Raw genomic sequence first — 26,885 nt, forward strand, 5'->3', positions numbered from 1 at the left:
TCGGCGTTTTTCCCCTCTGATACACATCGGTAGCCATGACCAGCCCAGCACTCAAAGACCCCGCCAAGACCCGCGTCATCGTCGGCATGTCCGGCGGCGTGGACTCTTCCGTCTCCGCCCTTCTGCTCATGGAGCAGGGCTACCAGGTGGAAGGTCTGTTCATGAAGAACTGGGAAGAGGACGACGGCACCGAATACTGCACCGCCCGCGAAGACCTGGCCGACGCCCAGGCCGTGTGCGACCGCATCGGCATCAAGCTGCACACCGCCAACTTCGCCGCCGAGTACTGGGACAACGTGTTCGAGCACTTCCTCGAGGAGTACAAGGCCGGCCGCACGCCGAACCCGGACATCCTCTGCAACCGCGAAATCAAGTTCAAGGCCTTCCTCGACTACGCCCTGTCCCTGGGCGCCGACCTGATAGCCACCGGCCACTATGTGCGCCGCCGCGACACTGGCGAGCTGACCGAGCTACTCAAGGGCCTGGACCCGAACAAGGACCAGAGCTACTTCCTGCACGCCGTCGGCGGCAAGGAGATCGCCCGCACCCTGTTCCCGGTGGGCGAACTGGAAAAACCCGAGGTACGCGCCATCGCCGAGAAACACGGCCTGGCCACCGCCAAGAAGAAGGACTCCACTGGTATCTGCTTCATCGGCGAGCGCCGCTTCAGCGACTTCCTCAAGCAGTACCTGCCGGCCCAGCCGGGCGAGATCCAGACCACCGAGGGTGAAGTGATCGGCCAGCACCACGGCCTGATGTACCACACCATCGGCCAGCGCCAGGGCCTGGGCATCGGCGGCCTGAAGGACGCCAGCGACGAGCCGTGGTACGTGCTGGAAAAAGACCTCTCGCGCAACGTGCTGGTGGTCGGCCAGGGCAACGAGCACCCGTGGCTGTTCTCCCGCGCCCTGCTGGCCTCGGAAATCTTCTGGGTAAACCCGATCGACCTGTCCAGCCCGCGCAAGCTTACCGCCAAGGTGCGCTACCGCCAGGGCGACCAGCAGTGCACGCTGGAGCAGACCGCCAGCGGCTACCGCGCAGTGTTCGACGAGCCGCAGCGCGCCGTCACCCCGGGCCAGTCGGTGGTGTTCTATGACGGCGAGGTATGCCTGGGCGGCGGCGTGATCGAAGTCGCCGAGCCTTGGAGCCCGCGCCCATGAACAACCTCCAGGAGCAACTGATTGCCCTGGGCGGCGTGTTCCAGGCCGCCGTGCTGGTGGACCGCATCGCCCGCACCGGCCAGGCCAGTGAAGCCAATATCGGCTGCATGCTCGGCAGCCTGCTGGTGGTCGACCCCAAGGACACCCTGGAAGTGTTCGGCGGCGACGACATCAACCTGCGCGACGGCTACCGGGCGCTGGTCGGCGCCCTGGAGCGCGACCCCAGCAGCCTGCAACGCGAGCCGCTGCGCTACGCCCTGTCGATGCTGGGCCTTGAGCGCCAGCTGAACAAGCGTGGCGACATGCTCGACACCATCGGCAACCGCCTGCCGCAGATCCAGTCCCAGGCCGAGCATTTCGGCCTGGTTCATGAAAACGTCATCGCCTCCAGCGGAGCCTTGTACCAGGACACCCTGAGCACCCTGCGCCAGCGCATCCAGGTGCATGGCGACATGCGCTTCCTGCAGCAGGCCAGCAACGCTTCGAAGATCCGCGCCCTGCTGCTGGCCGGCATCCGCGCCGCGCGCCTGTGGCGCCAGCTGGGCGGGCACCGCTGGCAGCTGGTGTTCAGCCGGCGCAAGCTGCTCAACGAGCTGTACGGGATGATGCGTACCGCTGATTGAAATGAACCGTGGGAGCGGCGGTGCGCCGCCGCTTCCGCGCCAGACACCACACGCTTCGAAATGGCCCGACCTTTGGTCAGCCACCCGACCCGGGCGCATTTTTCATGTATGATATGCGCCCTTCCAAAAGCCTGACTGTCCGAGAACACCCCATGCAGCTCTCCTCGCTCACTGCGGTTTCCCCTGTAGACGGCCGTTATGCCGGCAAAACCCAGGCCCTGCGCCCCATTTTCAGCGAATTCGGCCTGATCCGTTTCCGCGCCCTGGTCGAAGTGCGCTGGCTGCAGCGCCTGGCCGCCCACCCGCAGATCGGCGAAGTGCCGGCGTTCAGCGCCGAAGCCAACGCCGTGCTGGACAGCCTGGCCACCGACTTCAAGCTCGAGCACGCCGAACGCGTCAAGGAAATCGAGCGCACCACCAACCACGACGTCAAGGCCATCGAGTACCTGCTCAAGGAGCAGGCCGCGCAATTGCCTGAGCTGGCCAAGGTCAGCGAGTTCATCCACTTCGCCTGCACCAGCGAGGACATCAACAACCTGTCCCACGCCCTGATGCTGCGCGCCGGCCGTGACGAAGTGCTGCTGCCACTGATGCGTCAGATCGCCGAAGCGATCCGCACCCTGGCGCACACCCACGCCGCCGTGCCGATGCTGTCGCGTACCCACGGCCAACCAGCCTCGCCGACCACCCTGGGCAAGGAGCTGGCCAACGTCGTCTACCGCCTGGAGCGCCAGATCGCGCAAGTGGCCGCCGTGCCGCTGCTGGGCAAGATCAACGGCGCCGTGGGCAACTACAACGCTCACCTGTCGGCCTACTCGCAGATCGACTGGGAAGCCAACGCCCGCGCCTTCATCGAAGACGAGCTGGGCCTGGTGTTCAACCCCTACACCACCCAGATCGAGCCGCACGACTACATCGCCGAGCTGTTCGACGCCATCGCCCGCTTCAACACCATCCTCATCGACTTCGACCGCGACGTCTGGGGCTACATCTCGCTGGGCTACTTCAAGCAGAAGACCGTTGCCGGCGAAATCGGCTCCTCGACCATGCCGCACAAGGTCAACCCGATCGACTTCGAGAACTCCGAAGGCAACCTGGGTATCGCCAACGCGCTGTTCCAGCACCTGGCCAGCAAGCTGCCGATCTCGCGCTGGCAGCGTGACCTGACCGACTCCACCGTGCTGCGCAATCTGGGCGTGGGCTTCGCCCACAGCGTCATCGCCTACGAGGCCAGCCTCAAGGGCATCGGCAAGCTGGAAGTCAACGAAGCCCGTATCGCCGCCGACCTGGACGCCTGCTGGGAAGTCCTGGCCGAGCCGATCCAGACCGTGATGCGCCGCTTCAATATCGAGAACCCCTACGAGAAGCTCAAGGAGCTGACTCGTGGCAAGGGCATCACCCCTGACGCGCTGCTGACCTTCATCGACGGCTTGGACATGCCGGCCGAAGCCAAGGCCGAGCTCAAGCAGCTGACCCCGGCGACCTACATCGGCAACGCGGTGGCCCAGGCCAAACGCATCTAAGCTGACCGTCGCGTGCAACGCCCGGCCTGGCCGGGCGTTTTTATTCCCGTACGAAAATTACGTTTTTTCAATAGGTTGAACATGAATTCTGATACTCCACTGCAACTGTTGGGCGGCCTCACGGCCCGTGAATTCCTGCGCGACTACTGGCAGAAGAAGCCACTGCTGGTACGTCAGGCCTTCCCTGACTTCGTCAGCCCCATCGATGCCGACGAGCTGGCTGGCCTGGCCCTGGAAGAAGAAGTCGAGTCGCGCCTGGTGCTCGAGCACGGCGAGCGCCCGTGGGAGCTGCGCCGCGGCCCGTTCGCCGAGGACGCCTTCAGCGACCTGCCCGAGCGTGACTGGACCCTGCTGGTACAGGCCGTGGACCAGTTCGTCCCGGAAGTGGCCGAGCTGCTGGAAGAATTCCGCTTCCTGCCGAGCTGGCGTATCGACGACGTGATGATCAGCTACGCCGCGCCGGGCGGCAGCGTCGGCCCGCACTTCGACAACTACGATGTGTTCCTGCTGCAAGGCGACGGCACGCGCAACTGGAAAGTCGGCCAGATGTGCAACAGCGACAGCGCCCTGATCGACCACGCCGACCTGCGCATCCTCGCTGATTTCGAGCAGAGCGACGAGTGGACCCTGGAACCCGGCGACATGCTCTACCTGCCGCCGCGCCTGGCCCATTACGGCGTCGCCGAGAGCGAGTGCCTGACCTACTCAGTCGGTTTCCGCGCCCCGAGCGCCGCCGAAGTGCTGACCCACTTCACCGATTTCCTCGGCCAGTTCCTGCCGGATGAAGAGCGCTACAGCGATGCCGACGCCCAGCCGGTCAGCGACCCGCACCAGATCCAGCACGATGCCCTCGACCGCCTCAAGGCCCTGATCGACAAGCATATGTCCGACAAGGACCTGCTGCTGACCTGGTTCGGCCAGTTCATGACCGAGCCGCGCTACCCTGAGCAGGTTGTCGGTGAAGAGCTGAGCGAGCAGGACCTGATCAACTACCTCGAACAGGGCGCCGTGCTGATCCGCAACCCAAGCGCACGCATGGCCTGGTCCGAGCTCAACGACGACCTGATGCTGTTCGCCAGCGGGCGCAGCTGCCCACTGCCGGCCAAACTGCGCGAACTGCTCAAGCTGGTGTGCGCCGCCGATGCCCTGCACATCGACAACCTTGGCCAGTGGCTGCAGGACGAAGACGGCCTGATGCTGGTACAACAACTGGTCATGCAAGGCAGCCTGGGATTCGCCGATGAATAAGATCAGTGTTCGACTGGCCGACTGGCACAAGGACAATGCCGACATCCACCGCATCCGCAGCGCCGTGTTCGTCGCCGAGCAGCACGTACCGCCGGAGCTGGAATTCGACGCAGAAGACCCGACCGCCGTGCACTTCCTGGCCCTGGAGGGCGACTACCCGATCGGTACTGCCCGCCTGCTGCCTGACGGCACCATCGGCCGGGTTTCGGTGCTCAAGGACTGGCGCGGCCTGAACGTGGGCGACGCGCTGATGCGCGCGGTGATCATCGAGGCGCAGAACCGCGACCTCAGCCAGCAGATGCTCAGCGCCCAGGTGCACGCAACGCCGTTCTACGAGCGCCTGGGGTTCCGCGTGGTCAGCGAGGAGTTCCTCGAGGCCGGCATCCCGCATGTGGACATGGTTCGGGATTCGCGCGAGATCGCCTGAGCAACGGGCCGGCTAGCGCCAGCCATCGCCGGCAAGCCGGCTCCCACACCGACCGCGCCGCTCTCAAGCCAAGCGCGGCCCCTGTGGGAGATTCTATGGTTTGCAGCAAGCCAGTTTTCCGCCTTTAGTGACATATTCGTCCTGGTTTTTCATCAGGGCGAATGCCACTCGTGCAAGCTTTCTAGCCAGGATTACCAGCGCCTGTGTCGTTGCTTTACCCGCTTTCCGATATTGTTCGTAGACGTCTTTCCAAGCAGCCGATCGGCTCGCCGCCATGGCGGCGTTATGCAATAGACGCCTGATCTCCGAGCAGCCTCTTTTCGTCAGGCGGCGGCGTCCATTTTTCTGTCCTGAATCACTGACTCGTAGATCCATTCCCAGGAATGCAATGTACGAGTCACTGCTTTTGAACTCGCCCCGCATAAAGGCCATCACCAATGCCGTAGCGGTGAGAAAACCAATGCCCTCTATCGCTTGGCAGCGGGCAACTTGTTCGTGCAGGCCAGCTTCTCGCAGCACTTCCTTAATCTTTTTTTGGATCAGTAGATCCAGCCTGTCTATGGATTTTACAAAGGTTTTGAAGGCGACTTTCAACAAGGCTTCATTAGCCCAGCTCTGCATCATTGCAGTGCGAGCAGTCACCAAGGCCGATCTGCGTCGAAGAAGGCTCTGTAGCTTGCCGTAGACGGCGGGAGGAGGAGTCCAAGGGCGAAGGTCTTCCCCCTCGTTTTTCAAAAACCGGGACAGCAGCCGAGCATCAGAAGGATCCGTTTTCACTCGTCCACCCACGCTTTTCCGGTAGTTGCTCAGCTGGAACCCATCAATGACATACACCTCGAAGCCTAGGCTGTGAGCCAGTTCAACCAGATCGAGGTGATAAACATTAGTCGCCTCAACAGCAATAGCCGTGTTGAGAGGCTGCTGTTTCAGCCATCTTTTGATTTCGAGTTTGGCGTTTTTCAGCCTGATGACCTCATCGCGATCATCGTGATGAATCACCAGTTCAGCTTTCGCGACATCCGCACCCACGATCAGCTTGCCAACCTGCATTGCCATGGGCGCTTCCTCACGTTATGGTTTTTTGGCTTGAAGGGGTTTCACCAAGAGGCGCTGGCTTGCTTCTATCGTCGCTTGCAAACGATGCATTCTTTATCGGCGCTTTGGTGGAAGGGGTGGGGCGATGTCTCCCACGGTCTGTACTGATGCGAACAGTCAGAATCGGGCATTTAGTCCCACCACCCCTTCAAGTCTAACCATACAAGCTGGCTTGCCAGCGATGAGGCCCTTACAAACAGCACAAGACAATTGCTCCCACAAACAGCGCTTTGCCTGTGGGAGCCAGCTTGTCGTGCCGACGAACCGCAGCCCCAGGATCAGGCAATCACGATCTGCCCATCCCCAACGCCCTGCCCCGCAATCCCCACCAGCGTCACGCTGTCCCCGCCGAACTTCAGCACCAGGTCATCCCCCACCTGGCTGGCATGGGCACGCCAGTCCGGCGCGGCGGTGCCACCTTCCACGCCAATGAACACCAGTCGATCCTGGCCGGTGAAGTCCAGCACCCGGTCCTGGCCAAAATGGCCGCTGAACAGGAAGGTGTCGCGCCCCCCGCCACCCAGCAGCACATCGTTGCCCGCACCGCCGACCAGCACGTCATTGCCGGCGCCGCCCTGCAGCCGGTCGTCACCGCCCAGGCCGAACAGCCACTGCCCCTGATTGCCCGCCACCAACTGGTCGCCTGCCTGGGTGCCGTTGAGCGAGGACGCGTAGGGGGTGATCTTGCCGCTTTCGAACAACCCCTGCGCCGCCACCCCGTGACTGACTTCCTTGCTGAAGATCAGCAGGCTCGACTCTTTGCTCACCAAGCTCTCGACATTGCGCACCAGGCTGATGCCGCCCTCGGCGTCACGCACGTACAGCGTGCCTTCGCCATCCCGGGCGATGCTCAGGTTGGCCAAGGCATCCTGCAGCTTCAGGGTGTCATGGCCGGCGCCGCCATCGATCAGGTTGAAACCGCCGTCATCGCGGAAGGTATCGTTGCCGGCCCGGCCTTCGAGGTAGTCGTTGCCGCGCCCGCCATGGATCAGGTCGTCCTTGTCCGAGCCGATGATGAACGTGCTGCCCTTGTGCGGCTCGGCATTGCGGTTGAGGTCCTCGACCCAGGTCGAGCCACGGGTCACGTCCGACAGGTTGCTGACCAGGATGGTCGAGTCGCGGCTGGTCCACTGGTAGAAGGAGGAGTCCAGCACACGCCCAAGGCCATCGGTGTAGGCCGTCGGCAGGTGCGACAGCCAGGTGGCGATGTTGCCGATGGAGAACGGCAGCAGGTTCCAGGCGTCGGACGCGTAGTGGTCATTGAAGTTGACGATGTTGTTGGTGGCCGAGGCCTTGACGCCATCGTGCACGCCCAGGGTGCCCCAGGTCGCCGAGGTGCCGTCGAGCACACGGAACACCGGGTCGTTCTCATAGCCGATATTGAGCACCTTGCTGGCGTCGGCGGCCTGGGTCGGCGAGGCGAAGGCGACGTAGCGCGCATCCTGGTAGAAACCACCCCAGCGCGAGCCGCTCAGGTCGGCCAGGCTGTTGACCGCCAGGCCGCCGAGGCTGTGACCGCTGACAGTGATGTCCGCGCCGCTCAGGCCATTGGCCTTGGCAAAGGCCGCCACGTCGGCGAGCAGTTGCCCGAATGCGTTGCCGGCGTAATCACGGGCATAGCCTGCCGGGCCGATCGCCGCCAGCAGGTCGTTGATGGCGTCACCGATGGTGTCGCCCAGCAGGTTCTCGCGCGGGCCGCTGGTGCCGCGAAAAGCGATGCCGATGCCGCTGAGCTGGCCGGCGGCATCGTAGCGGCCGAGGATCTCCACCTGCGCCGACGTGTAGCCCGGCGCTTCGCCGTGGAAGGTACCGCGGGCGTCGCTCTTGCCCTGGTAGCCCAGTTGCGCCGCGCTGATCGGCGACCAGCCGGCGGCCTTGACCTGGGCCAGGGCCCTGGCTTCGGAGTCGGGGTTCCAGGGGATACCGGGGATCACCCCCTGGCTGTCGGTGCCGCCGATCAGCGCCTTGACCAGCGTGGCCGGCAGGCCAAGGCCGAAGCCGTACTTCTGGTAGCCGGCGCTGAAGCCATCGTCGATGCCATGGTAGGCGTAGGTGGCCAGCGCCATGGCGTCCTTGTACAGCGCAGAGGAGGCAGTGCTGTCGAGCTGTCGGTAATCGAATACGGGCATTGGTTTACATCCCTGTTGTTCTTGTAGGAAGGACACCCCAGCGACATCGTCCGGTGACACGACTGACGGGCGAAAGGCAAAGCTGGCACGCATTTGCCACCTCGTCCAACCCGAAGGGATGACGTCCCTGCCAAAGATGCGGGCAAAAAACCTGTACATGCATACAGATAAAACTTGCCTGCGCGCCCTGGCTTGCGCATCCTAGTGACCAACTTTCACGATGAAGCGTTTTCGGCCATGCGCCTCTTTCTCTGCGAAAAGCCCTCCCAGGCAAAAGACATCGCCAAGGTTCTCGGCGCCCAGCGCCGCGGCGATGGCTGCTGGCAAGGCACCGATGTCTGCGTGACCTGGTGCATCGGCCACCTGCTGGAGACCGCCCCGCCGGACAGCTACGACGAGCGCTACAAACGCTGGACCCTCGAAGACCTGCCGATCATCCCGCAAAAGTGGAAGATGACGGTCAAGCCCAAGACCGCCAGCCAGTACAAGGCGGTCAAGCGCCTGCTGGGCGAGGCCCGGGAACTGGTGATCGCCACCGATGCCGACCGCGAGGGCGAGATGATTGCCCGCGAGCTGGTCGAGCACTGCCGCTACCGCGGGCCGATCCAGCGCCTGTGGCTGTCGGCGCTGGACGATGCCTCGATCCGCAAGGCCCTCTGCCGCCTGCTGCCCGGCCAGGAGACCTTCAGCCTCTACCATTCGGCCCTGGGCCGCTCGCGGGCCGACTGGCTGATCGGCATGAACATGAGCCGCCTGTTCACCCTGCTCGGCCGCCAGTCCGGCTACCAAGGCGTGCTGCCGGTGGGCCGGGTGCAGACTCCGACACTGCGCCTGGTGGTGGACCGCGACCGCAGCATCGCCGATTTCGTACCCGTGCCGTTCTGGGCCATCGACGTACAACTGGAAAGTGCGGGCGCCGTGTTCAACGCCCAGTGGCGCGCCCCCGAGGACGCCTGCGACGATCAGGGCCGCTGCCTGAAGCAGGACCTGGCGCAACAAGCCGCTGCCGACATGCAGGCTGCCGGCAGCGCCCGGGTGCTGAAGATCGCCACCGAACGGGTGCGCGAAGCCGCGCCGCTGCCCTTCGACCTCGGCACCCTGCAGGAGCTGTGTTCGAAGAAGCTCGGCCTCGGCGCCCAGGAGACCCTGGACATCGCCCAGGCCCTGTACGAGACCCACAAGCTCATCACCTACCCGCGCAGCGACAGTGGTTACCTGCCCCTCAGCCAGCATGGCGAGGCCGCCGCCATCCTCGCCGCCTTGCAGCGCGCCGACAGCAGCTTGGCGCCGCTGCGGGACTACCTGGACCCACAGCGCCGTTCGCGGGCGTGGAACGACCAGAAGGTCAGCGCCCACCACGGCATCATCCCCACCGCCGCCGCCAGTGACCCGGCGCGCCTGCCACCCAAGTACAAGGCGGTGTACACCCTGATCCGCGCCCGCTATTTGGCGCAGTTCCTGCCAAACCATGAGTACGACCGCACCCAGGCCGAGTTCGATTGCGCCGGCCATGCGTTGCGGGCGGTGGGCAAGCAGATCGTCGAACCGGGCTGGCGCCGGGCATTGCCCGAGGCGCTGACCCCGGCCAAGGGTCGCGAAGCGCCACCGGCCCAAGTGCTGCCGGCGTTGCGCGAAGGCCAGGACTGTTCAGTGCGGGACCTGCAACTGAAGGACCTGTGGACCCAGCCCCCCAAGCCTTTCACCGAAGGCGACCTGATCAAGGCGATGAAGAACGTCGCCAAGCTGGTGGACGACCCCAGGCTCAAGCAGAAGCTCAAGGAAACCACCGGCATCGGCACCGAGGCGACGCGCGCCAGCATCATCCAGGGCCTGCTCGACCGTGGCTACCTGGTCAAGAACGGCAAGGCCCTGTCGGCCACGCCTGCCGCCTTCAGCCTGATCGACGCCGTGCCCCGGGCCATCGCCGATCCTGGCACCACGGCGATCTGGGAGCAGGCGCTGGACATGGTGCAAAGCGGGGAAATGAGCTTGGAAGAGTTCGTCGCCCGGCAATCGGCGTGGATGGGCAAGCTGGTGCAACGCTGCAGCGGCATGCGCCTGACCATCAGCGGGCCAGCGGCGGGCAAAGCCGCGGCACCTTGGAAGAAGAAGCGCAAAAGCGCTGGCAAGGGCAAGACAACCGCCGGCAAGCCCCGACAGCCGCGGCGCAAGGCAGCGACCTAGCTCGATGACGCCATCTACTGGCGCAATGAAAATCCTCTGCTATTTTTTCATGAAAATAATCAGAAAAAATTTCACAAGGCCCCGACATGTTCAAGCAATCCGCCCAGCACGTCGCCAGCTACTACGCCCGCACCTACCCCACCACCATCCCCTTGCGCCCCACCCTGCAGGGCGACCACGACACCGACATCCTCATCGTCGGTGCCGGCTTCAGCGGCCTGCATACGGCCCTGCGCCTGACATTGGCCGGCCAGCGCGTGACCCTGCTGGAAGCCAGTCGGGTGGCCTGGGCCGCCTCGGGCCGCAACGGTGGCCAGGCATTGTTGGGCTGGTCGTGCGACATGCCCCCGCTGGAGCGAGCCCTGGGCCTGGAGCGCAGCCGGCGCCTGTGGGACAGCATGTGCTGGGCCGCCCGCGAGCTGCGCGAACTGCCCCAGCGCCATGGCTTCGACGTCGATTACCGCCTGGGCAGTCTGTGGACCGCCGTGTTGCCGCGCCGGGTAAAACTGCTGGAGGATGCCCGGCGTGAAGCACAGGAGAAGTTCGACTACGACTGCCTGCGCCTGATCGACCGCGAGGAACTGCCCGAATGGATCGACAGCCCCCGCTACCAGGCCGCGCTGTACGATCCCAATGGCGCCCACCTCAACCCGCTGAAGCTGGCCCAGGGCCTGGCCGACGTGATCGAAGCGCATGGCGGGCGGATCTACGAGCAGAGCCAGGTGATCGGTTACCAGGAACACGCCGACGGCTTCGCCGCCCGCACCGATCAGGGCGAGGTGCGCAGTCGTGTAATGGTGCTGGCCTGTAACGCCTATATCGACCGCCTCGACCGCACGCTCTCGCGTCGTCTGCTGCCGGTGGGCTCCTACCAGGTGGCCACGGCGCCGCTGGACGCCGACTTCGCCGCCTCGCTGCTGCCACGCAACAGCTGCGTGATCGACAACCAGTTCGTCCCCGACTATTTCCGCCTGACACCCGACCACCGCTTGCTGTTCGGCGGTGGCTGCACGTACCTCGGCGGCATCCCCAAGGACGTCGCCGGCGCCACCCGGCCGTACCTGGAGCGGGTGTTCCCACAGTTGCAAGGGGTCGCCATCGAGCATGCCTGGGGCGGCCACATCGATTGCAGCATCCAGCGCACGCCGGATATCGGGCGCCAGGGTCAGCGCTACTGGCTGCAGGGTTTTTCCGGCCATGGCGTACTACCGACCCTGGCCGGTGCACGCGCGGTCAGCGACGCGATCCTCGGCGACGACGACCTGCTGAAGCTTTACCAGGGCATCGACAACGGCCGCTTCCCTGGTGGCGACCTGCTGGCCGCGCCACTGGAGGCGGCGGCCAAGGCCTGGTACAGGATGCGCGACCATGTCTGACGATATCCAAGCCCTCGCCCGCCAGGTACGCGACCTGCGCAAGCATCGGGGGTTGACCCTCGACGAGCTGGCAACTCGCGTCAACCGCTCGCTGGGCTTCCTCTCCCAGGTCGAACGCGGCCTGTCGCGGCCCACGGTGGCCGACCTGACTGCCATCAGCGAAGCGCTGCGCGTACCTACCACCTATTTCTATCAGGCCGTGCCGCCCCGCGAGATCGACTGGGTGACCCGCCCCGGCGAGCGCCGCACCCTGTACTACGCCGCCGGGGTCACCGACGTGCTGGTCTCGCCGACCCTCAATGGCCGCTTCGCCATGCTCGAAAGCCACCTGGCACCCGGCGCCAGCAGTGGCGAGGGGCATCTGGACGACAGCTCGGAACAAGGCGGTTTCGTCCTCGAGGGCGAACTGACCCTATGGCTCGAGGGCCGCGACGACGCCGTCACCCTCAGCCCCAACGACAGCTTCCAGCTGCCACCCCACAGCCAGTTCCGCTACGCCAACCTGACCGCCCGAACGACCCGGGTTCTCTGGGTCTTCCGTTGAGAGCATGCCAATGACAAGTACAACAGGCTTCCCCGATCTGCTCAGCGAAGTGCGCGCCTTCCGCGCCCGACACCCCGACGTGCGTTACGTCGACCTGATCAGCCTGGACATCCCCGGGCATTTCTACGGCAAGCGCTACCCCATCGACATGCTGGAAAAAGTCGCCGCCGGCAGCCCGCTCAAGCTGCCGCAGAACTGCGTACTGCTCGGCGTGCAGGGCGGGCTGTTCCCGATCGGCGACTACTGCTTCAACGATGGCGACCCGGACGCCCCGCGCCGCCTGGTGCCCGGCACGCTCAAGCCGGTGAACTGGGAGCGAGAGCCGCTGGGGCAGATGCTGATCACCTCGGACGGCACTGCGGCGCCCATCGAATTCGAACCCCGCGAGGTGCTGGCCCGCGTCCTGCAACGCCTCGAACGCCGAGGCATCCGCCCGGTGGTGGCGTTCGAACTGGAGTTCTACCTGTTCGACAAGACGCTGAAGGAGGGCCTGCCGCAGTTCCCCCGCGACCCGGCCAGTGGCGATGCGGACGACCAGCCGAACATGCATATCGAGCGCCTGTCGCGGTTTTCCGACGTACTGCGCGAAATGGTCGAGACCGCCAACGCCCAAGGGGTGGACGCCAACGTCATTACCGCGGAGCTGGGTCCCGGCCAGTTCGAGATCAACTTCGGCCATTGCGACGATGGCCTGCGCGCCGCCGACTGGGCGGCGCTGTTCTGCCGCAGCACCCGAGGCGTGGCGCTCAAGCACGGGCTGCGCGCCTCGTTCATGAGTAAACCCTATCTGCACGCGCCGGGCAGCGGCATGCATGTGCATGTCAGCCTGTACGACCCGGCGGGCAACAACCTGTTGTCTGCCGATAACCAACGGCCGCTGCGCCACGCCGTAGCTGGTTGCCTGGCGCTGCTGCCACATTGCATGCCGATCTTCGCCGCCAACCACAATGCGTTTCGTCGCTACGGGGCCATGGTCAACGCCGCCAGCCGCGCCAGCTGGGGCTTCGAGGATCGCGACGCCTGTATCCGCATCCCGGAGTCGGATACACGCAACCTGCGAATCGAACATCGGCTGGCCGGGGCGGATGCCAATCCGTACCTGGTGCTGGCGGCGATCCTGTGCGGCATGGAGCACGGGCTGGATGCCGCGCAGGAGCCCATCGCGCCGCTGAACGAGGACCGTGGCAGCGGGATCGACTTTCCCAAGGACATGCTCGGCGCGGTGGCAGCGATGCGTGGGCATCCGGCGGTCAACGAGGGATTGGGCGCGGAGTTCGTGATGGTCTATTGCGAGAACAAGCGCCAGGACCACCTGGCGTTTCTCCAGGAAGTCAGTGCGCGGGAGTATCGCTGGTTCCTGTGACATCCCTCGCGGGGCAAGCCCGCCCCACGCGCTACGAACAGACGTGGGGGCGGACTTGCCCCGCGATGAGGCGGCACTGGCAACCCCTACCATCCGGGATTACCATGTGCCCCTCTAGCGCGGCCGTTTGCCGCACCCCGCCGTCCAGCCTGCCCGTGCCCTCATGCCCTTCGAACTCACCGTAGAACCGCTCACCCTGCTGATCCTCGCCCTGGTCGCCTTTGTCGCCGGCTTCATCGATGCCATCGCCGGTGGCGGCGGCCTGCTGACCACCCCGGCGCTGCTCACCGCCGGCATGCCGCCGCACTTGGTGCTGGGCACCAACAAGCTCAGCTCGACCTTCGGCGCGGCCACGGCCAGTATCACCTACTACCGGCGCAAGCTGTTCCACCCGGCGCAATGGCGCCTGGCGATCGTCGGCACCCTGGTGGGCGCGTTGATCGGTGCGGTGGTGGCTCACTACATGCCGGCCGAGTGGCTGAACAAGATGCTGCCGGTGATCGTGTTCGCTTGTGGCGTCTACCTGCTGTTCGGCGGTACACCGAAGGCGCCGGTGGACGCCGATGCGCCGATCAAAAGGAAGTGGCAGTTTCCGCAGGGCTTCACCCTGGGCTTCTACGACGGCGTTGCCGGGCCGGGTACCGGTGCTTTCTGGACCGTGAGCACGTTGCTGCTCTATCCCATCGACCTGGTTCGGGCCAGTGGTGTGGCGCGCAGCATGAACTTTGTCAGCAACATTGCGGCGCTGACGGTGTTTGTCATTTCCGGGCAGGTGGATTACATCGTTGGGTTGTGCATGGGGGTGTCGGTGATGGTCGGGGCGTTTTTCGGGGCGCGGACGGCGATCAGCGGGGGTAGCAAGTTCATTCGGCCGGTGTTTATTACTGTGGTGCTGGCGTTGACTGTGCGGTTGGCTTGGCAGCATTGGTTTGGGTAGGGATCTGGATTTGTCTCTGGCTCTGGCTCTGGCTCTGGCTCTGGCTCTGGCTCTGGCTCTGGCTCTGGCTCGATTGTTTTGATTTTTGCATACATATTCTTGAAATGTGTCGACATCTAGTCACCTTTTCGCCTTTACGTGAACTGACCCCCGAAAGTTGGACACCTTATCCCCAACCGGAGGGTGTTCCATGACGAAATACAACCTGGCACTCAAGCAGGCACTCATCGAAGAGTGCCTTTCTGCCCGCAGTGTTCATGAGGTGGCGCTCAAGCATGACCTGAGTCCATCGCTGTTACGCCGCTGGGTAAAGGGCTACGAGCAACACGGTGCAGCCGGTTTGATTGCCAAGTACAGCCACTACGACGCGCAGTTCAAATTGAAGGTTTTGCAGTGCATTGAGCAAGACGGACTGTCCGCCCAGCAAGCTTGCGTGCAGTTTGATATCCGCGGCCCGAGTAGCATCAGGCAATGGAAAAGGTTGTACGATAAAGGCGGAGTAGAAGCCCTTCACCCGCGCCGTACCCGAGAGTTCAGCATGCCCCGCAAGCCATCAAAACAGTCCAGCACAAGCCCGCCCACCCCAGCGGACAGCGAGCTGACACCAAAGCAAATGCTCGAAGAGCTGGAATACCTGCGCGCGGAGAATGCTTATCTAAAAAAGCTCGATGCCTTGATCCAAGCGGACCCTCGAACTGCGCAGGCAAGAAAACGCAGGCTATCCAAGGATTGAGGCGCGGGCATCGACTTGCTCTGCTGCTACGTGCTGCAGGGCTGGCACGCAGTACCTTTTATTACCAAAGCAAAGTGCTGGTGGCTGACAAGCATGCTGCTCTCAAAGAGCGCATCAACAGCCTCTATCACGGACATAAGGGGCGGTACGGCTATCGTCGTATCACTGCGGTCCTCGGGCACAATGGCGAGGTGGTCAACCACAAGAAGGTGCAGCGACTGATGCAGTTGATGGACCTCAAATCTCTGGTCAAAGTTAAGAAATATCGCTCGTACCGAGGCTCCGAGGGGGTTGTTGCATCTGATCTACTCAAACGCAAATTCAAGGCAGAAGCCCCCAATCAGAAATGGGCAACCGACGTGACAGAGTTCAAGGTAAAGGGGCAGAAGCTGTTTCTCTCGCCTGTGATGGACCTGTACAACGGCGAGATCCTTGCTTATCAGATCAACCGGCGTCCTGAGTTCAAGATGGTTTCGACAATGCTGGAGCAAGCCTTCGAGCGGCTGAATCCAGGTGACAAACCGATACTGCATTCCGATCAAGGCTGGCAATATCAACAGCCAACTTACCGGCATATGCTGGCTGGGAAGAATATCGAGCAGAGCATGTCACGTAAGGGCAATTGCCTGGACAACGCCGCCATGGAAAGCTTTTTCGGCACGCTCAAGAGCGAGTTTTTTTACCTGGAATCGTTTGAAAGTGTTGAGCAACTGGCATCAGGGCTAGAGGATTACATCGCCTACTACAACCAAGAACGCATCAGTCTCAGACTGAATGGCTTGAGTCCGGTAGAATTCCGAACCCAAGCGCTGGCCGCATAGCGCTACCTGTCCAACTTTCGGGGGTCAGTTCAACGGCGACCTACTTTTGCTCTTGGGCAAAAGTAGGCAAAAACCGCTGGCGGTATGACTCACCCACATGGGTTACAAATCAGTTCACGCACATAGGTAACAGTCTTTAACTGGCAGGGTCGGTTTTCGAGGATCTGACCATGCCTTGGCGAGAGCTGAAACCTATGGACCTTAAAATGCTTTTCATCGCGGATTACCTGCAGGGGCCGCCCAGCTTCAGCGCCCTGTGCCAGGCCTACGAGATCAGCCGAAAGACCGGCTACAAATGGGTCGAGCGATATGAGAAAGAGGGGCCTTCGGGGCTGGAAGAACGCAGCCGCCGCCGGTTGAACCAGGATTGGGTCGTACCCGCCGCAGTTCGCGAAGCCATCATCGAATTGCGCAGTCGAGGCGAAACGGAACCGGGGCCGAAAAAGATCCAGGCTGCGCTGCAGGAGCGTTTCCCTGATCAGGCGCCGCCCTCGAAGACAGCGATCTACAACATCCTCAAGAAAGCCGAATTGGTCAAACCACGCCGCTTACGTCAGCGTGTAGCGGTCTATCCCAAGCCCCTGGAGAAGGCCGAGTCGCCTAACCAGCTGTTCAGTGCGGACTACAAAGGTCAATTCCTGACAGGTGCAGGCGTCTGGTGCTATCCGCTGACGATCATGGATCACGCCAGTCGTTTCCTGCTCGCCTGTCACAGCATGCCCAATACCAACCTGCTGGAAACCCAGGCCGTTTTCACCCAAGTGTTCCGAGAGAATGGCTTGCCTGAGCGGATTCGTACCGATAACGGTGTGCCGTTTGCCAGTAAGGGGCGTGCGGGACTTTCTCAGCTGTCGATCTGGTGGCTGCGTCTAGGCATCATTCCCGAGCGTATTGCGCCTGGTCGGCCTGAACAAAATGGCCGCCACGAGCGCATGCATCGAACGCTCAAAAGCACGCTCCCATCGCCGCCGGCAGTGGCCTGGGAGGCTCAACAACGGCACTTTGATCGCTTTCGGCAGCACTACAATCATGAGCGCTTGCATGAAGCGCTGAAGCAGAAAACACCGGCGTCTTGCTACCAGCCATCTCCACGCCCATTCCCTGAAAAGCTCCCCGAAATGACCTATCCCAGTCATATCGAGAGCTTGCCGGCTGATAGCTCCGGCATCATCAATCGCCGGGGCTTGAGGATCTACGTAGGTTATGTGCTCAAGCACCAGACCATTGGACTGGAGCAGGTTGGGGATGGCATCTGGGATGTTATTTTCGGCCCCATCATCCTTGGCAGGGTCGATGTGCGGGATGCCACTGATGGTTATGTAACACTCAAGGTGTTGTCACCTATGTGAGTGAACTTTTGTGTAACCCATGTGGGTGATCCGTACATGGCTCCATTCATACGGCCCCTACGCTGCGCTCCGGGGTTCCCTCGCTCCGTTCTTGCTCCCGTGGGTACCGCGCTGTACGCCCCATCCTGGGGCGCAGCGCTCGACGGCCATCCATGGCCGTCGCCCCACTACGCAAGAACTCCACTCGGCCTCCTGAAGTCGCAATTGGCGGCGCCTGAACTATCGCGCACTTAGAAGCAAGATCAAGAGCAGATCAAGAGCAGATCAAGAGCAGAACTTGTGGTTTTTTAGTGAATGTTATGTTGTTTTTCATTACGCCATCGCGGGGCAAGCCCGCTCCCACGTTGAATCACGTAGTCAAACTTTGGTGGGAGCGGGCTTCCCCCGCGGTGTTGATCTAGAGTTCCCACAATGGCAACTAGCGACTAGCTGCGTTAGTGCAGGCGCCGCCCGTAACTCCGCGACTTCAGGAGGCCGAACGCAGGTCTTGCGGAGGGAGGTGACGGGCATGGATGCCCGTCAAGCGCTGCGCCCCAGGATGGGGCGTTCAGCGCGGTCCTCCCGGGAGCAAGGCCGGAGTGAGGGGACCCGGAGCGAAGCGGAGGGCCGGATGAATGGAGCGAGGATTTTTTGGTCCCTTTTTGATCCTTCAAAAAGGGACCCGCCGTAAGGGCGGAAAGGTGAATAAGCGTCACCATCGCAAATGAATGCGCATACAACTTTCAAAACCAACCAACCCAACTAAAACCAGAAACCAGCAACCAGCAACCAGCAACCAGCAATCAGACAGGCAAAACCGGTTCAGGCATCCCCAACCGCCGCGCCACATACAAATCAATCAAATACCGCGCAATCGACCGCCCCGCCGGCAAAGGCGGCAACTCATGCACATTGAACCACTGCGCATCCTCGATCTCATCCGCCTGCATGACAATCTCCCCCCCAGCATACTCAGCATGAAACCCGAGCATCATCGAATGCGGAAACGGCCAGCACTGGCTCCCCACGTACTGGATGTTCTTCACCTCGACCGCCACCTCCTCCCGCACCTCGCGCACCAGGCAGTCCTCGGCCGACTCCCCCGGCTCGGCGAACCCGGCCAGGGTGCTGTAGACCCCGGTGACAAAGCGTGGCGAACGGGCCAAAAGCACCTCATCGCCGCGAGTAATCAACACGATCATGCTCGGTGAAATCCGCGGATAGCTGCGCAAATCGCACGGCTGGCAATACATCGCCCGCTCCCAGTGGATCTGCGTCATCGGCTGGCCACAGCTGCCACAGAAACGGTGCTCGCGGGCCCAGGTGCCAATCTGCGCGGCATAACCGAGCACCTTATACGTATCGAAGTCCCCCTCGAGCATGAACCGCCGCAGCCCCTGCCAGCCGCAACCCGACACTTCGCTGGCACTGCGCAGCTCCAGCAGGAACACCGGCTCGCCGTCCAGGTGACCGATGCCATGCTCGCACAACACGTCCAGGTCCTGGCGCTTGAGCCAGTCACGGGGGAACAGCGCGCCGTTGGCGTCCATCAGGAACCCATCCGGGCTGCGGGCGACGGCCAGCCCCCCGGTGGTCTGCGGGTCGAGTACTACGGTTGTCCAGCGTGCTGACATGGTTCGGGTCCCTAGATGGCGCCCGCCACTGTCAGTCAGTCGGCGAACGTCGGTTGCTGTTTGCTCATGTGGGCGGCCATGGCCACGCGCAGGTCTTCGGACTGCAGCATGGCGGCGTTCCAGGTGGCGATGTACTCCAGGCCATCGTCGATGCGATGGTCACGCATGTAGCTGATCATTTCCTTGGTGCCGGCCACGGCGATCGGTGATTTTGCGGCAATCTCGCGGGCAATGGCAAAGACCCCGTCGAGCAGCGCCGCCTGGTCATCATAGACGCGGTTGACCAGGCCGATGCGCAGCGCTTCCTGGGCATCGACCATACGGCCGGTGTAGGCCAGCTCACGCATGATGCCGTCACCGATGATACGCGGCAAACGTTGCAGGGTGCCGACATCGGCGGCCATGCCCATGTCGATCTCCTTGATCGAGAACTGCGCGTCGCTGGCGCAGTAGCGCATGTCGCAGGCCGAGACCAGGTCGATGGCGCCACCGATGCAGTAGCCCTGGATCGCCGCCAGCACCGGCTTGCGGCAGTTGTCCACGGCGTTGAACGAACCCTGCAGGCGCAGGATGGTGCGACGCATCACCCGGGCGTTGCGGCCGACATCCTTGCCCAGCTGTTGGGCCAATGCGGCCAGCATCATCAGGTCGATGCCGGAGGAAAAATGCTTGCCGGCACCGCTGAGTACCACCACCCGCACCGCGTCGGTATCGTCGATCCACTGGAAGATCTGGACCAGCTCCTCCCAGAAGGCGGCGTTCATCGCGTTGATCTTTTCCGGGCGGTTGATCTGCACGTGGGCGATGTTGTCGGTCAGTTCGACCTTGAACGCGGTGTATTCGGTCACGGACGGCACTCCTGTGGGGAAAGGATTCACAACGCCGGATCTTAGCGCACCCGCAAGGCGGTGCATGTGCCAAAAGCCGGACTGGACAACTTGCACGCTGACGCACGATCCGGCACCGTGCGCCACTGCTGAATCAAAAGGATACAAATTCATGTCCCGTTCCCTGACCGGCGCCCTCGCCCACAGCTTCCTGGGCCAGTCGCCGCGTTGGTACAAGGCCGTCATCTGCCTGTTCCTGCTGCTCAATCCCTTGCTGCTGGCGACCCTCGGCCCGGTGGTCACCGGCTGGGTGCTGGTGATCCAGTTCATCTTCACCTTAGGCATGGCACTCAAGTGCTACCCGCTGATGCCCGGCGGCCTGCTGCTGGTCGAGGCACTGCTGCTGCGCCTGACCACACCCGAAGCTCTGTACGAGGAGTTGCAGCACAACTTCCCGGTGATCCTGCTGCTGATGTTCATGGTCGCCGGCATCCATTTCATGAAGGAGCTGCTGCTGTTCCTGTTCTCGCGGATCCTGCTCGGCGTGCGCTCCAAGGCGATGCTGAGCCTGCTGTTCTGCGTGTTGTCGGCGTTTCTCTCGGCGTTCCTCGATGCCCTGACCGTGACTGCGGTGATCATCAGCGCCGCGGTGGGCTTCTATGCCGTCTACCACCGGGTCGCCTCGGGCGCCAATCCTCGGGAGGAGTCGGCGCTGGACAGCGACCATCAGGTCGAACAGTTGCACCGCGAAGACCTCGAGCAGTTCCGCGCATTCCTGCGCAGCCTGCTGATGCATGGCGCGGTGGGCACCGCGCTGGGCGGCGTCTGCACTTTGGTGGGCGAGCCGCAAAACCTGCTGATCGGCCATGAAATGGGTTGGCACTTCGCCGACTTCTTCCGCAAGGTCGCGCCGGTGTCGATGCCGGTGCTGGCGGCAGGCCTGGTGACCTGCGTACTGCTGGAGAAACTGCGGCTGTTCGGCTACGGCACGCTGATGCCCGAGCGCGTGCGCCAGGTACTGGCCACCTACGCCGCCGAGGACGATGCCGCGCGCACCCAGGCGCAACGGGTGGCGCTGGTGGTACAGGGCCTGGCCGCACTGATCCTGATCGTCTGCCTTGGCCTGCACATCGCCGAAGTGGGCCTGATCGGCCTGCTGGTCATCGTGTTGATCACCGCCTTCACCGGCATCACCGACGAGCATCGCCTGGGCCGTGCGTTCCAGGACGCCATGCCGTTCACCTCGCTGCTGGTGGTGTTCTTCGCCGTGGTCGCGGTGATCCACCAGCAGCAACTGTTCAGCCCGCTGATCGCCTGGGTGCTGGCGCTGCCCAGCGAGCAGCAGCCGGGCATGCTGTACCTGGCCAATGGGCTGCTGTCGGCGATCAGCGACAACGTGTTCGTCGCCACCATCTACATCACCGAGGTCAAGCAGGCGTTCGTCAATGGCGCGATGAGCCGCGAGCACTTCGAGACCCTGGCGGTGGCGATCAACACCGGCACCAACCTGCCCAGCGTGGCCACGCCCAATGGCCAGGCGGCGTTCCTGTTCCTGTTGACCTCGGCGATCGCACCGCTGATTCGCCTGTCGTATGGGCGCATGGTGTGGATGGCGCTGCCCTATACCGTGGTCATGGGCGGCCTGGGCTGGTGGGCGGTAACCTACTGGCTGTAACCGGACCATCTGTAGGAGCGGCTTCAGCCGCGATCACCCGCAAAGCAGGTGCCAGATACCGTGGTGCCTGCATCGCGGCTGAAGCCGCTCCTACAGATGACCGCGTATCCCGCACCTGCTTTCTCTGCTTCCGTGCCCCCCATCTGTCGAACCCTGACTATCGTTCAGCACTGCTGTCGATTCTCGCCACCCCCGTTCGACTATCCAGCACATCCACGAGGAGGTTCACCCCATGCGCAAGCTCATCGTCGCCGCCTTCGTCACCCTCGACGGCGTCATGCAGGCCCCCGGCGGGCCGGAGGAAGACACCAGCGGCGGCTTCACCTTTGGTGGCTGGATCCCGCCCCTGGCCGACGAGGCCTTTGGCCAGGCCATGCAGACCTTGTTCAGCCAACCGTTCGAACTGCTGCTGGGGCGGCGCACCTACGATATCTTCGCCGGGTTCTGGCCAAAGGTCGGGCCCGAGGCGCCGGACCGGCCCTTGGCCGATCTGTTCAATGGCGTGGCCAAGCATGTCGCCACGCACCATCCCGAATCCATCGACTGGCAAAACAGTCACCCGTTGGGCGCTGACGTGCCGGACGCTGTCCGCGCCCTCAAACAAAAGGATGGCCCGACGCTGCTGACCCAAGGCAGCGGCGAACTGGTACGCCAACTGCTGGCGGCCGGCCTGGTGGATGAGCTGCGGTTGCTGATCCACCCCTTGCTGCTTGGGCGTGGCAAGCGCCTGTTCGGTGAGGATGCCCAGGCCGCGGCCTTCACTCTGGTGGAGTCGAGCAGCACGCCCAAGGGCGTATTGCTCGCCCACTACGCACGCAGCGGCGAGGTGCAAACGGGATCGTTCTGAACCCAGTCAGTCGAGCAGGCGGGCGATGGCACTGGCGAAGCCTTGCGGGTCTTCGAGCATCATCAGGTGCCCCACCCGCGGCAACACCGTGAAGCTGGCCGTCTGTTCCTCGGCCCATGACGGCACGTCCCAGCCAGCCCGAGAATGCTCGCCGGCAAACAGATGCACGGGCTTAGTGGCGAACAACCGACGCAAGCCCTCCAGATAACCTGGCACGCCGGTCACCGCCACCACTGAACGCGCCATGGCCTGCAATGTACTCGCCGGTTGATGGGCCAACCACTGACCAGCCAGCGTCAGGCGTGCGGCATTGGCCATGATGCCGGAGCGTGCCAGCCAGGCGCCGGCGTCGGCACGATAGCCTTGAAGCATGGCCTCTGCCTCGGCAGAGGCCATGCGCGCCACCGAGGCCGACCAGAACGCATCCTTCAGGGTGAAATTACCTTCGACACTGATCACGCTCGCCACATTGGCCGGGTAGCGCTGGGCAAACAGCATCGCAACCACTCCACCCACGGAATGGCCGAGCAGATGCACATAAGGCAGATTGTGAGCCTCCAGGCTCCGTCGCAGGTGCTCGACCTGGGCGTCGATGTCGATCAGCGTCGACGGCATGTCGTCCAGGCGACCATAGCCGAGCAGGTCCGGGGCGATCACCCGCCTTGGACCCAGAACGTGATGAAACGCTGGATGGTCCAGGCAGCCGATCAGGCCATTGATCATTACCACGGGCGTATCCATTGCCTGCCTCACCAGAGTGTTCGCGGGAAAGGCGCAGCATGCTGCCTGTCAGGTCGGTTGAAAAGCGCTATCCCATTGCGCCGCGCCAATCACCGTTTGCCCCGGCGCCCTTGTTATCATCCAGGCTCAACCGGGAGGGAACCCATGCTCGACATACGCCACGCCAGCCGTCACGACGCGCTGCAAACCTACGCCATTCGCCGCCAGGCGATCCTGTGGCAGTGCACCGAAGCCTACGATGTCGCCCTGGCCCAGGCCTGGGCCGACGTACCGTTCACCGAAGGCTATGCGGCCCTGGTCGCCGAGCATTTCCACCTCGCCTGCATGGGCGACACGATCGTCGCCACCGGCATGCTCGACCTGCACAGCGGTGAGCTGGGCGCCCTGTTCGTGCTGCCGGGGTTCATGGGCCGTGGCATCGCCCGGGCGATGGTCGAGCACCTCGAAGGCATCGCCAGGGCCGAAGGTCTGGAGGCGGTCAACCTGGACTCGACCTTGAACGCAGCGGCGTTCTATCGCCGCTGCGGCTACACCGGCGATGCGCTGTCGGTCTACCAATCCCCATTCGGCCTCGAACTGTCCTGTATCCCCATGCGCAAGGTGCTTGTCGGGGTATAAGATCAGGGCCCCCTGCGCCCCGGAGACTCGCCCCATGCTGCCCACCGCCACCTCCCAGCACAGTGCCCGTCGGGTCCGCTTGCAGGCCCTGCGCGGGCGGGTCGGCCTAGGGCTGGTGGCCGGATTGTCGGTGCTGGCCGGCATGACTGACGCCATCGGCCTGCTGGCGCTGGGCGACTTCGTGTCGTTCATGAGCGGCAACACCACGCGCCTGGCGGTGGCCATCAGCCAGGCGGACTTTTCGCTGATGCTGCGCCTGGCCCTGGCGATCCTCAGTTTCGTGCTGGGCAATACCCTGGGCGTATTGCTGGCCCGCCGCTTGCGCCGCCGCGCCGCGCCCTTGCTGCTGATCGTCGCCAGCCTGCTGGCGTTTGCCACGGCCTGGCCTGCGGCCACCACGTTCCCTGCACTGATCGCGGCCACCCTGGCCATGGGCATGCTCAATGCCGTGGTCGAACAGGTGAACGGCCTGCCGATCGGCCTGACCTACGTCACCGGCGCGCTGTCGCGTTTCGGCCGTGGCCTGGGGCGTTGGTTGCTGGGTGAGCGGCGCCATGGCTGGCGGGTACAGCTGGTGCCCTGGAGCGGCATGCTGCTAGGTGCCGCGCTCGGGGCTTGGCTGCAGCAACGGCTGGGCTTGCAAGCGCTGGCGGCCAGTTGCGCCCTGGCCTGCGTGCTGGCGCTGGTGACGCTGTTCATTCCGCGAGCCTGGCAACTGGGCTACATGCCGCGCTGAGGGCCTCGAACGTGCGTTGAACAGCAGGCGCGCGGGCGTCGATAGTCACTATCGAGCACAGCGATTTCCATCGTGCCACCGTGGTCAATAACCTGGGTTCATCGATCCGACAGCCCCACGGAATCATCCCGATGAACACCACCGCCCGCCTCCTCCTCGCCGCCCTGGCCATCGCCGTGCTGAGCGGTTGCGCCAGCCATCCTGAGCTACGCCCCTACAGCGCCGAGGAAACCCGTCAGCTGCAACTCGAGGCACTGCAACGCCAGGGCCTGAGCCAGGAAGAGTACGAACGGCGCAAACTGGCCGTGGTGCGCGCCGATCAACAGCAAGCCGTGACCGACGCTGCCAGGGCCAAGACCGCGATCAGCGGTTGACCTCGACCTCCTCCAGGAACGCCAGCAGGTGCTCGTTGAACGACACCGGCGCTTCCTCCATGACGAAATGCCCGCAACCCGGCAGGATCACCCCGCGCACCGAATCGGCATGCCCCTGCAGCGTTCGCAGCGGCGCATCGCCCGTGGCGTGCTCGGCACCGATCGCCAGCACCGGCATGGGCAGCGGACGCCTGGCACGCTCGCGGTTCTGCCTGATGGTCTCGGGGATCGCCCGGTAATAGGCGAAGCCCGCCCGCATCCCGCCCGGCGAGGCGTAGGCACGGATATAGACATCCGCCGCCACCGCATGCCGATGGATCGCCCAACGGTCGAACATGAAGTTGAGGTAGCCCTCCTCGCGCCCGGCGATCAGGAACTCCGGCAGATCGCGCACCTGGTTGAAGAGGAAGTGCCAGAGGAAGATGTTGTCCTGCGGCGCCACGAAGATCGACGGCGCCTCGGCAAGCCCGGGGATCACCGCTTCGGCCACCGTCAACGAACGCACCGCCTGTGGTCGATCACTGGCCAGGGCATAAGCCACCCACATGCCCACATCGTGACCGACCAGGTGATAGCGCTCATGCCCCAGCTGGCTCATCGCAGCATGCAGCACGCCGGCAACATTACCGGTGTCGTAGCCTTCCTCGGGGCGGTCCGAATCCCCCAGGCCTGGCGGATCGATGGCGATGGCACGGAACCCGCGCGCGGCCAGGATCGGCAGTACATGGCGCCAGGCGTACCAGGTCTGTGGCCAGCCCGGCACCAGCAGCACCGGTTCGCCGGCACCGGCCACGACACAGTGGATGCGCTGTCCCTGCACCTGCACATAGACATGCTCGAAGGCGTCAGCCAAAGACTCGATGGCCAGGTTCATACCCGAGCCCCCGTGTCGATGCCCAGCATGCGCTGGATCTGATGGGCGTCGATCGGTGCGCCGGCGAAATCGTCGAACACCTGATCCGTGACCCGGATGATATGGCGGTTGATGAACTCGACGCCTTCACGGGCGCCGTCCTCCTGATGCTTCAGGCAGCATTCCCACTCCAGGGTTGCCCACCCCGCGAAGTCGTACTGCGCCAGCCGCGAGAAGATGGCCTTGAAGTCCACTTGCCCGTCACCCAGCGAACGGAAGCGCCCGGCACGTTCGGTCCAGTCGCTGTAGCCGCCATACACGCCCTGTCGACCGCTTGGATTGAACTCGGCGTCCTTGACGTGAAACATGCGGATCAATGGGTGATAGAGATCCAGATAGGCCAGGTAGTCGAGTTGCTGCAGCACGAAATGGCTGGGGTCGAAGAGAATGCGGCAACGCACGTGCTCCCCCACCAGGGCATGGAAACGCTCGAAGCTGGTGCCGTCGTGCAGGTCCTCGGCAGGGTGGATCTCGAAGCACAGGTTGACGCCCTGTTCGTCACAGCAGTCGAGTATCGGCCGCCAGCGCCGCGCCAGCTCTTCGAAGGCAGCCTCGACCAGGCCCTGGGGACGCTGCGGGAACGGGAACAGGTAGGGCCAGGCCAGCGCGCCGGAAAAGGTCCCCATGTCTTCCAGGCCCAGGTTGCGGCTGGCCCGAGCCGCCAGTGTCATCTGCTCGGTCGCCCAGGCGGTGCGTTCTGCCGGCCGCCCAGCCAGCGCGGCCGGGGCGAAGGCGTCGCACATCGAGTCGTAGGCGGGATGGACCGCGACCAGTTGGCCGATCATGTGGGTGGTCAGCTCGCTGACCTGCAAGCCGCGCTCGGCCAGTCGCCCCTTGATTTCATCGCAGTACCCCTTGCTTTGCGCGGCCAGTTCCAGGTCGAACAACCGGGCGTCCCAGGCCGGGATCTGCAGCCCCTTGAAGCCCAACCGCCCCGCCCAGTCGGCAATGCTGTCCAGGCTGTCGAACGGCGCCGTGTCGCTGCTGAACTGCGCGAGGTGAAGGCTGGGGCCTTTGAGTGTTCGCATG

Annotated in this window: 24 protein-coding genes; 17 read left to right on the forward strand and 7 right to left on the reverse strand. The window is 63.6% G+C overall.

Going from position 1 to position 26,885, the window contains the following annotated elements; genetic code table 11:
• Window positions 1–35 precede the first annotated feature (35 nt).
• From mnmA to AAHK21_RS03685, 5 genes are all read left to right on the forward strand, one after another.
• Complete coding sequence (gene mnmA, locus AAHK21_RS03665; RefSeq protein WP_046856177.1) at window positions 36–1,160, forward strand: tRNA 2-thiouridine(34) synthase MnmA; 1,125 nt, start codon at window positions 36–38, stop codon at window positions 1,158–1,160.
• Window positions 1,157–1,783 carry a high frequency lysogenization protein HflD gene (gene hflD, locus AAHK21_RS03670; RefSeq protein WP_038705842.1) on the forward strand — a complete coding sequence of 209 codons (627 nt, stop codon included), beginning with the start codon at window positions 1,157–1,159 and terminating at the stop codon, window positions 1,781–1,783. The genes mnmA and hflD overlap by 4 nt, the downstream gene beginning before the upstream one ends.
• Window positions 1,784–1,935: 152 nt before the next feature.
• The gene (purB, locus tag AAHK21_RS03675) at window positions 1,936–3,306 is read left to right on the forward strand and encodes an adenylosuccinate lyase (protein WP_046856178.1); all 1,371 of its coding nucleotides are present in this window, start codon (window positions 1,936–1,938) and stop codon (window positions 3,304–3,306) included.
• 81 nt (window positions 3,307–3,387) lie between these two features.
• Window positions 3,388–4,554 (forward strand): cupin domain-containing protein, encoded by a 1,167-nt coding sequence (locus AAHK21_RS03680; protein ID WP_046856179.1) that lies wholly within the window; start codon window positions 3,388–3,390, stop codon window positions 4,552–4,554.
• Complete coding sequence (locus AAHK21_RS03685; protein ID WP_046856180.1) at window positions 4,547–4,981, forward strand: GNAT family N-acetyltransferase; 435 nt, start codon at window positions 4,547–4,549, stop codon at window positions 4,979–4,981. The genes AAHK21_RS03680 and AAHK21_RS03685 overlap by 8 nt, the downstream gene beginning before the upstream one ends.
• A gap of 93 nt (window positions 4,982–5,074) precedes the next feature.
• On the opposite strand, the gene AAHK21_RS03690 is transcribed toward AAHK21_RS03685, so the two are convergent.
• Both AAHK21_RS03690 and AAHK21_RS03695 read right to left on the reverse strand, forming a co-directional pair.
• Window positions 5,075–6,037 (reverse strand): IS110 family transposase, encoded by a 963-nt coding sequence (locus tag AAHK21_RS03690; RefSeq protein WP_367856008.1) that lies wholly within the window; start codon window positions 6,035–6,037, stop codon window positions 5,075–5,077.
• A gap of 317 nt (window positions 6,038–6,354) precedes the next feature.
• Window positions 6,355–8,205, reverse strand: coding sequence for a polyurethanase (locus tag AAHK21_RS03695; protein WP_367856459.1), 1,851 nt, complete (start codon window positions 8,203–8,205; stop codon window positions 6,355–6,357).
• A gap of 237 nt (window positions 8,206–8,442) precedes the next feature.
• Between AAHK21_RS03695 and AAHK21_RS03700 the strand changes: the two genes are divergently transcribed.
• From AAHK21_RS03700 to AAHK21_RS03730, 7 genes are all read left to right on the forward strand, one after another.
• Window positions 8,443–10,389 (forward strand): DNA topoisomerase III, encoded by a 1,947-nt coding sequence (locus tag AAHK21_RS03700; protein ID WP_367856460.1) that lies wholly within the window; start codon window positions 8,443–8,445, stop codon window positions 10,387–10,389.
• Between the two features lie 86 nt (window positions 10,390–10,475).
• Window positions 10,476–11,765 (forward strand): NAD(P)/FAD-dependent oxidoreductase, encoded by a 1,290-nt coding sequence (locus tag AAHK21_RS03705; RefSeq protein WP_367856461.1) that lies wholly within the window; start codon window positions 10,476–10,478, stop codon window positions 11,763–11,765.
• Entirely contained in the window at window positions 11,758–12,309 is a 552-nt protein-coding gene (locus AAHK21_RS03710; protein ID WP_046856183.1) for a helix-turn-helix domain-containing protein, read from the forward strand. The genes AAHK21_RS03705 and AAHK21_RS03710 overlap by 8 nt, the downstream gene beginning before the upstream one ends.
• Window positions 12,310–12,319: 10 nt before the next feature.
• Window positions 12,320–13,672, forward strand: coding sequence for a glutamine synthetase family protein (locus AAHK21_RS03715; RefSeq protein WP_367856462.1), 1,353 nt, complete (start codon window positions 12,320–12,322; stop codon window positions 13,670–13,672).
• 163 nt (window positions 13,673–13,835) lie between these two features.
• Window positions 13,836–14,609 carry a TSUP family transporter gene (locus AAHK21_RS03720; RefSeq protein ID WP_046856185.1) on the forward strand — a complete coding sequence of 258 codons (774 nt, stop codon included), beginning with the start codon at window positions 13,836–13,838 and terminating at the stop codon, window positions 14,607–14,609.
• Window positions 14,610–14,799: 190 nt separating this feature from the next.
• A protein-coding gene (locus tag AAHK21_RS03725; protein ID WP_367856463.1) for an IS3 family transposase occupies window positions 14,800–16,163 on the forward strand; the annotation gives its coding sequence in 2 pieces (ribosomal slippage) (window positions 14,800–15,265 and window positions 15,265–16,163; 1,365 coding nt in all).
• 170 nt (window positions 16,164–16,333) lie between these two features.
• Entirely contained in the window at window positions 16,334–17,512 is a 1,179-nt protein-coding gene (locus AAHK21_RS03730) for an integrase core domain-containing protein (RefSeq protein WP_367856464.1), read from the forward strand.
• Window positions 17,513–18,294: 782 nt separating this feature from the next.
• On the opposite strand, the gene nudC is transcribed toward AAHK21_RS03730, so the two are convergent.
• Together nudC and AAHK21_RS03740 are read right to left on the reverse strand one after the other, a co-directional pair.
• On the reverse strand, window positions 18,295–19,125 hold the full coding sequence (nudC, locus tag AAHK21_RS03735; RefSeq protein WP_367856465.1) for an NAD(+) diphosphatase: 831 nt from the start codon (window positions 19,123–19,125) through the stop codon (window positions 18,295–18,297).
• Window positions 19,126–19,160: 35 nt separating this feature from the next.
• The gene (locus AAHK21_RS03740) at window positions 19,161–19,973 is read right to left on the reverse strand and encodes a crotonase/enoyl-CoA hydratase family protein (protein ID WP_023630716.1); all 813 of its coding nucleotides are present in this window, start codon (window positions 19,971–19,973) and stop codon (window positions 19,161–19,163) included.
• Between the two features lie 151 nt (window positions 19,974–20,124).
• Between AAHK21_RS03740 and nhaB the strand changes: the two genes are divergently transcribed.
• Together nhaB and AAHK21_RS03750 are read left to right on the forward strand one after the other, a co-directional pair.
• On the forward strand, window positions 20,125–21,627 hold the full coding sequence (nhaB, locus tag AAHK21_RS03745; RefSeq protein WP_367856466.1) for a sodium/proton antiporter NhaB: 1,503 nt from the start codon (window positions 20,125–20,127) through the stop codon (window positions 21,625–21,627).
• A 232-nt stretch (window positions 21,628–21,859) separates the two neighbouring features.
• Window positions 21,860–22,474 (forward strand): dihydrofolate reductase family protein, encoded by a 615-nt coding sequence (locus AAHK21_RS03750; protein WP_367856467.1) that lies wholly within the window; start codon window positions 21,860–21,862, stop codon window positions 22,472–22,474.
• Between the two features lie 6 nt (window positions 22,475–22,480).
• On the opposite strand, the gene AAHK21_RS03755 is transcribed toward AAHK21_RS03750, so the two are convergent.
• A complete protein-coding gene (locus tag AAHK21_RS03755; protein WP_367858944.1) occupies window positions 22,481–23,197 on the reverse strand; it encodes an alpha/beta fold hydrolase in 717 nt (238 codons plus the stop codon).
• A 162-nt stretch (window positions 23,198–23,359) separates the two neighbouring features.
• Between AAHK21_RS03755 and AAHK21_RS03760 the strand changes: the two genes are divergently transcribed.
• From AAHK21_RS03760 to AAHK21_RS03770, 3 genes are all read left to right on the forward strand, one after another.
• A complete protein-coding gene (locus AAHK21_RS03760) occupies window positions 23,360–23,833 on the forward strand; it encodes a GNAT family N-acetyltransferase (RefSeq protein WP_367856468.1) in 474 nt (157 codons plus the stop codon).
• A gap of 34 nt (window positions 23,834–23,867) precedes the next feature.
• Window positions 23,868–24,569, forward strand: coding sequence for a YoaK family protein (locus tag AAHK21_RS03765; protein ID WP_038705833.1), 702 nt, complete (start codon window positions 23,868–23,870; stop codon window positions 24,567–24,569).
• A 131-nt stretch (window positions 24,570–24,700) separates the two neighbouring features.
• Complete coding sequence (locus AAHK21_RS03770) at window positions 24,701–24,943, forward strand: hypothetical protein (RefSeq protein ID WP_367856469.1); 243 nt, start codon at window positions 24,701–24,703, stop codon at window positions 24,941–24,943.
• Here the strand turns inward: AAHK21_RS03770 and AAHK21_RS03775 are convergent.
• On the reverse strand, window positions 24,933–25,817 hold the full coding sequence (locus tag AAHK21_RS03775; protein WP_367856470.1) for an alpha/beta fold hydrolase: 885 nt from the start codon (window positions 25,815–25,817) through the stop codon (window positions 24,933–24,935). The genes AAHK21_RS03770 and AAHK21_RS03775 overlap by 11 nt on opposite strands.
• On the reverse strand, window positions 25,814–26,884 hold the full coding sequence (locus tag AAHK21_RS03780; RefSeq protein WP_367856471.1) for a sugar phosphate isomerase/epimerase family protein: 1,071 nt from the start codon (window positions 26,882–26,884) through the stop codon (window positions 25,814–25,816). The genes AAHK21_RS03775 and AAHK21_RS03780 overlap by 4 nt, the downstream gene beginning before the upstream one ends.
• Window position 26,885 lies beyond the last annotated feature (1 nt).

Origin of the sequence: Pseudomonas sp. TE50-2 (assembly GCF_040813665.1) — a bacterium.
Taxonomy (GTDB): Bacteria; Pseudomonadota; Gammaproteobacteria; order Pseudomonadales; family Pseudomonadaceae; genus Aquipseudomonas; species Aquipseudomonas soli.

What these genes read in the sequence shown, in the direction of transcription:
- mnmA (WP_046856177.1), top strand. Translation starts at nt 36, where the DNA reads ATGACCAGCCCAGCACTCAAAGACCCCGCCAAGACCCGCGTCATCGTC.
- hflD (WP_038705842.1), top strand. Translation starts at nt 1,157, where the DNA reads ATGAACAACCTCCAGGAGCAACTGATTGCCCTGGGCGGCGTGTTCCAG.
- purB (WP_046856178.1), top strand. Translation starts at nt 1,936, where the DNA reads ATGCAGCTCTCCTCGCTCACTGCGGTTTCCCCTGTAGACGGCCGTTAT.
- AAHK21_RS03680 (WP_046856179.1), top strand. Translation starts at nt 3,388, where the DNA reads ATGAATTCTGATACTCCACTGCAACTGTTGGGCGGCCTCACGGCCCGT.
- AAHK21_RS03685 (WP_046856180.1), top strand. Translation starts at nt 4,547, where the DNA reads ATGAATAAGATCAGTGTTCGACTGGCCGACTGGCACAAGGACAATGCC.
- AAHK21_RS03690 (WP_367856008.1), bottom strand. Translation starts at nt 6,037, where the DNA reads ATGGCAATGCAGGTTGGCAAGCTGATCGTGGGTGCGGATGTCGCGAAA.
- AAHK21_RS03695 (WP_367856459.1), bottom strand. Translation starts at nt 8,205, where the DNA reads ATGCCCGTATTCGATTACCGACAGCTCGACAGCACTGCCTCCTCTGCG.
- AAHK21_RS03700 (WP_367856460.1), top strand. Translation starts at nt 8,443, where the DNA reads ATGCGCCTCTTTCTCTGCGAAAAGCCCTCCCAGGCAAAAGACATCGCC.
- AAHK21_RS03705 (WP_367856461.1), top strand. Translation starts at nt 10,476, where the DNA reads ATGTTCAAGCAATCCGCCCAGCACGTCGCCAGCTACTACGCCCGCACC.
- AAHK21_RS03710 (WP_046856183.1), top strand. Translation starts at nt 11,758, where the DNA reads ATGTCTGACGATATCCAAGCCCTCGCCCGCCAGGTACGCGACCTGCGC.
- AAHK21_RS03715 (WP_367856462.1), top strand. Translation starts at nt 12,320, where the DNA reads ATGACAAGTACAACAGGCTTCCCCGATCTGCTCAGCGAAGTGCGCGCC.
- AAHK21_RS03720 (WP_046856185.1), top strand. Translation starts at nt 13,836, where the DNA reads ATGCCCTTCGAACTCACCGTAGAACCGCTCACCCTGCTGATCCTCGCC.
- AAHK21_RS03730 (WP_367856464.1), top strand. Translation starts at nt 16,334, where the DNA reads ATGCCTTGGCGAGAGCTGAAACCTATGGACCTTAAAATGCTTTTCATC.
- nudC (WP_367856465.1), bottom strand. Translation starts at nt 19,125, where the DNA reads ATGTCAGCACGCTGGACAACCGTAGTACTCGACCCGCAGACCACCGGG.
- nhaB (WP_367856466.1), top strand. Translation starts at nt 20,125, where the DNA reads ATGTCCCGTTCCCTGACCGGCGCCCTCGCCCACAGCTTCCTGGGCCAG.
- AAHK21_RS03750 (WP_367856467.1), top strand. Translation starts at nt 21,860, where the DNA reads ATGCGCAAGCTCATCGTCGCCGCCTTCGTCACCCTCGACGGCGTCATG.
- AAHK21_RS03755 (WP_367858944.1), bottom strand. Translation starts at nt 23,197, where the DNA reads ATGATCAATGGCCTGATCGGCTGCCTGGACCATCCAGCGTTTCATCAC.
- AAHK21_RS03760 (WP_367856468.1), top strand. Translation starts at nt 23,360, where the DNA reads ATGCTCGACATACGCCACGCCAGCCGTCACGACGCGCTGCAAACCTAC.
- AAHK21_RS03765 (WP_038705833.1), top strand. Translation starts at nt 23,868, where the DNA reads ATGCTGCCCACCGCCACCTCCCAGCACAGTGCCCGTCGGGTCCGCTTG.
- AAHK21_RS03770 (WP_367856469.1), top strand. Translation starts at nt 24,701, where the DNA reads ATGAACACCACCGCCCGCCTCCTCCTCGCCGCCCTGGCCATCGCCGTG.
- AAHK21_RS03775 (WP_367856470.1), bottom strand. Translation starts at nt 25,817, where the DNA reads ATGAACCTGGCCATCGAGTCTTTGGCTGACGCCTTCGAGCATGTCTAT.
- AAHK21_RS03780 (WP_367856471.1), bottom strand. Translation starts at nt 26,884, where the DNA reads ATGCGAACACTCAAAGGCCCCAGCCTTCACCTCGCGCAGTTCAGCAGC.